General features: G+C 71.8%; 4 protein-coding genes. 1 reads left to right on the top strand and 3 read right to left on the bottom strand.

The features are described from left to right. The 3 genes from IJH84_RS01670 to IJH84_RS01660 form a co-directional block, all read right to left on the bottom strand. On the bottom strand, positions 1-426 hold a 426-nt coding region (locus tag IJH84_RS01670), incomplete at its 3' end, for a DUF4288 domain-containing protein (RefSeq protein WP_295139440.1). After that, complete coding sequence (locus tag IJH84_RS01665; protein WP_295139437.1) at positions 423-1,967, bottom strand: ATP-dependent DNA ligase; 1,545 nt, start codon at positions 1,965-1,967, stop codon at positions 423-425. The genes IJH84_RS01670 and IJH84_RS01665, both read right to left, overlap by 4 nt. A 165-nt stretch (positions 1,968-2,132) precedes the next feature. Then, on the bottom strand, positions 2,133-3,527 hold the full coding sequence (locus IJH84_RS01660) for a class II fumarate hydratase (protein WP_295139434.1): 1,395 nt from the start codon (positions 3,525-3,527) through the stop codon (positions 2,133-2,135). 194 nt (positions 3,528-3,721) lie between these two features. Here IJH84_RS01660 and IJH84_RS01655 point away from each other — a divergent pair. Then, positions 3,722-4,198 (top strand): NAD(P)/FAD-dependent oxidoreductase (locus IJH84_RS01655; RefSeq protein WP_295139431.1); only part of this gene is annotated, 477 nt, incomplete at its 3' end.

Raw genomic sequence — 4,198 nt, 5'->3', positions numbered from 1 at the left:
CCGGTAGGCCGCGTAGTTGCGGAAGAACCGGCTGTAGAGCTCGGAGCCGTCGTCGAAGGTGGCGTCCTCGACCTGCTTGACCTCGACGATCTCCTTGAACTTCCAGGTGATCAGCTCGCCGTCCTCGTTGTGGTAGCTGGTCGCCTGCTGCTTGCCGTAGTCGGTGGCCTTCTCCTTCGCCTCCGCGGCGGACTCGGCCTTGACCAGCACGAAGGATTCCTCGTACAGCTGCGGCTCGGCGGCGCTCTCCGCGCTGATCTCGATGAGCAGCAGCGCGACGTAGAACTCGGCATCGGCGGCGGAGGCGCGGACCTGGAAGTCCCGCGGGTCGATGCTGCCGGAGCCGATGTCGATCGAGCCGACCTGCTCGTCGGCGAGTTCCTCGGCAGCCTCGGCGGGGATGTCGTCGTCGCTGGGTGTGCTCATACCTCCAGTTTCGCATCCGGCGTGGCTCCGCCCGGGAGCATGGCCCGCACGGCTTCGACGGTGTCGGCGGAGGCGGCGTCCTTGTCCGGGCGGTAGCGCAGCACCCGCGCGAACCGCAGCGCCACTCCGCCCGGGTAGCGGGTGCTGAGCTGCACGCCGTCCAGCTCGATCTCCACGACCAGTTCCGGCGCCAGGTGCACCGTCCAGTCGTCGCGGTGCGTCTCGTGCCTGGGGAATTCACTGGTCTGCCAGGCGAGCAGCTCGTCGGTGAGTCCTTTGAACGTCTTGCCCACCATGATCGGCGGCCCGCCGTCCGGGTCGCGGGCGCCCAGGTGCAGGTTCGACAGGTGGCCGCTGCGGCGGCCGTGGCCCCATTCCGCGGCCAGCACCACGAGATCCAGCGTGTGCGACGGCTTGATCTTGCGCCAGGTCCGGCCGCGCCGCCCCGCCGCGTACACCGAATCCAGGGCTTTGACGACCACGCCCTCGTGCCCGGCGTCGAGCGATTCGTCGAGCAGCGTCGCGGCCTGCTCGGAATCCGCGCCGGCCCGCACTCCCGGGATGCGGTGCCCGGCCGCGACGTGGTGCAGCGCGTCCAGCCGCCGGCGCAGCGGCTCGTCCACCAGGTCGGTGCCGTCCAAGTGCAGGCAGTCGAAGAAGTAGGGCCGCAGCACCTCGTCGCGCGGGCTCTGCGCGCCGAACCGGGCCATCGTCTCCTGGAACGGGCGGGGCCTGCCGGAGTCGGTGAGCGCGAGCGTTTCCCCGTCCAGCACCACCGATTCGCAGTCCAGCCCGCGTACCAAGGCCACCAGTTCGGGCACCTGACCGGTGATCTCCCGCAGCGTGCGGGTGTAGACGTGCACCTCGTCGGCAGCGCGGTGCACCTGGATCCGCGCACCGTCCATTTTGTACTCGACGCTGCACTCGCCGAGTTCGCCCAGCGTTTCCGCCAAGGTTTCGGCGGGGGAGGCGAGCATCGGCCGCAACGGCCTGCCCACCTCCAGCCGGAACTCCGCGAGCGCAGCCGCGCCGCCGGTCAGCGCCGCTTCCGCGGTGGCGGGCAGCCGCCCGGAGAGCATGAACGCGCGGCGCACCGCCTCCCCGGGCACCTCGGCCGCTTCGGCGACGGCCTCCACCATGACGCCTTCCAGCGCGCCCTGGCGCAGTTCGCCGCCGAGCAGCCGGATCAGGAACCCCTGTTCGGCGGCGGTGGCGCGGCCGAGCAGCTCGGTCAGCGCGGCCACCCGCCGACGACCCGAACCGGAGCCGGTGATCCCGCGCAGCTCGCCGATCGCCGCATCCACCTCCAGGACGCTCAGCGAGGACTCCGCCGCGGGCGCCACGTCCAGTTCGGACAGCGTCGACCAGCCCACGCCCGCGCGTCCGCCGGGCAGCTCGCCCGCGAGCAGCGCGGTGGCCGGCCGGATCTCGGCGGCCGTCAGCTCGGTGAGCAGACCGGCGATCGCGGCCACCTTCGACTTCCGGGACCGGGTGGCCGCGACTTCGGCGGACGCGGCCACGACCGCGGCGAGCGAAATCATGCGCCCATGGTGCGCGCGAACCCCGACAGCGCGCTGCCACCGGCCGGCCACTGTGGAACCGCGGCGGCGTTGCGGCACGTCCCAGCGTTCATCCGGAACGAATGGGGGTGTTCCGGGCCGGCCGTGCGCCTCACCGCGAGGCGCACGGCCACGACCCGGCCCGCCTCACTTGGCCTGGGCCATCCCGAGCACGTCCAGCGCGGTGTCCAACTGCTCCAGCGTCAGCTTGCCGGAGTCGACGTGCCCGCGTTCCAGCACGACCTCGCGGATCGTCTTGCGCTCCTTGAGCGCCTGCTTCGCGACCGAAGCCGCCTCCTCGTAGCCGATGTAGCGGTTCAGCGGCGTCACGATCGACGGCGAACCCTCGGCGTACTCGCGGGCGCGGTCGGCGTTCGCCTCCACCCCGGCGAAGACCTTGTCCGCCAGCAGCCGGGAAACCGCCGCCAGCAGCCGCGCCGACTCCAGCACGTTGCGCGCGATCACCGGCAGGTTCACGTTCAGCTGGAAGTTGCCCTGCGCACCTGCGAAGGAGACCGCCGCGTCGTTGCCGATGACCTGCGCGACGACCTGCAGCGTGGCCTCCGGGATCACCGGGTTCACCTTGCCCGGCATGATCGAGGAGCCGGGCTGCAGGTCCGGCAGCGCCAGCTCGGCCAGGCCGGTGCGCGGGCCGGAGCCCAGCCAGCGCAGATCGTTGGCGATCTTGTTCAGGCTGACCGCGACGGTGCGCAGGTTGCCCGAGGTCTCCACCACGCCGTCCTGGCTGGCCTGCGCCTCGAAGTGGTCGCGGGCCTCGGTCAGCGGCAGGCCGGTCACCCGCGCGAGCTCCTCGGAGACCGCCTTGCCGAAGCCCTCCGGCGCGTTGAGCCCGGAACCGACGGCGGTCCCGCCGATGGGCAGCTCGCCCAGCCGGTCCAGCCCGGCCTTGAGCCGTTCCACGCCGAAGCGCACCTGCGATGCCCATGCGCCCGCTTCCTGGCCGAGCGTGATCGGCACCGCGTCCATCAGGTGCGTGCGCCCGGACTTCACGACCTCGGCCCAGTCGGCGGCGCGCTGCTCGATGCCCGCGGCCAGGTGCTCCAGCGCCGGGACGACCTCGGCGAGCACGGCCTCGGTGGCCGCGACGTGGATCGTGGTCGGGAACGTGTCGTTGGACGACTGCGAGGCGTTGACGTGGTCGTTCGGGTGCACGTCGCGGCCCAGCGAGCGGGTGGCCAGGGTCGCGATGACCTCGTTGGCGTTCATGTTCGACGACGTGCCGGAGCCGGTCTGGAACACGTCGATCGGGAAGTGCGCGTCGTGCTCGCCCTCGGCGACCTGGTCGGCCGCGGCGGCGATCGCCTCGGCCATGTCGGCCTCGAGGATGCCGAGCTTGCCGTTGACCCGGGCGGCCGCGGCCTTGAGCAGCCCGAGCGCGCGGACCTGGGACCGCTCCAGCCCGCTCCCGGAGATCGGGAAGTTCTCCACCGCGCGCTGCGTTTGCGCGCGGTAGAGGGCCGCGGCGGGCACTTTGACCTCACCCATCGTGTCGTGTTCGATCCGGTAGTCCTGTTCAGCCATGCAGGAAGTGTCCACCGCCAGGGCCGCGGTGGTCAGTATGGGTCGCCCCACGCCGAGCCGGTCACCTGGCCGGACGCGCCGAGCTGGACCGATATAGGTGACCAAGGTCGTCGCCGCGGGCGTGGAACGGCCCGCGCGCAGCGGAACGGGTCGAGGCTCGGCTGTGATCCACGTTGCACTGCCGGGGAGTGGGCATGGCCGAGCCGTTGGAAGTCGATCTGCTCGTCGTGGGGGCCGGGCCGACCGGTCTGTACGCGGCCTACTACGCGGGTTTCCGGGATCTGTCGGTGGCGCTGGTCGATTCGCTGCCGGAACCCGGCGGGCAGGTCACCGCGATGTACCCGGAAAAGATGATCTTCGATGTGGCCGGTTTCCCCGCGGTGCGCGGCCGCGACCTGGTCACCGCGCTGGTCGAGCAGGCCGCTCAATACCAGCCGCGCTACCTGCTGGGGCGGGACGCGACCGAACTGTCCGATGAGGACGGTTCCGTCGTCGTGTCGGCAGGTGCGGAGCAGGTGCGCGCCCGCGCGGTGCTGATCACCGCTGGGATCGGGGAGTTCACCCCGCGCCCGCTTCCCGCGGGTGGCGATTGGCTGGGCCGCGGCGTGGTGCACTTCGTCCCGGAGCTGGCCGTGCACGCCGGGCAGGACGTGCTGGTCGTCGGCGGCGGG

The sequence above is a fragment of the Saccharopolyspora sp. genome, assembly GCF_017434145.1.
Classification (GTDB): Bacteria; Actinomycetota; Actinomycetes; order Mycobacteriales; family Pseudonocardiaceae; genus Saccharopolyspora_C; species Saccharopolyspora_C galaxeae.
Note: the sequence above shows the minus strand (reverse complement) of the source record. Positions and strands in the feature narration are given on the sequence as shown.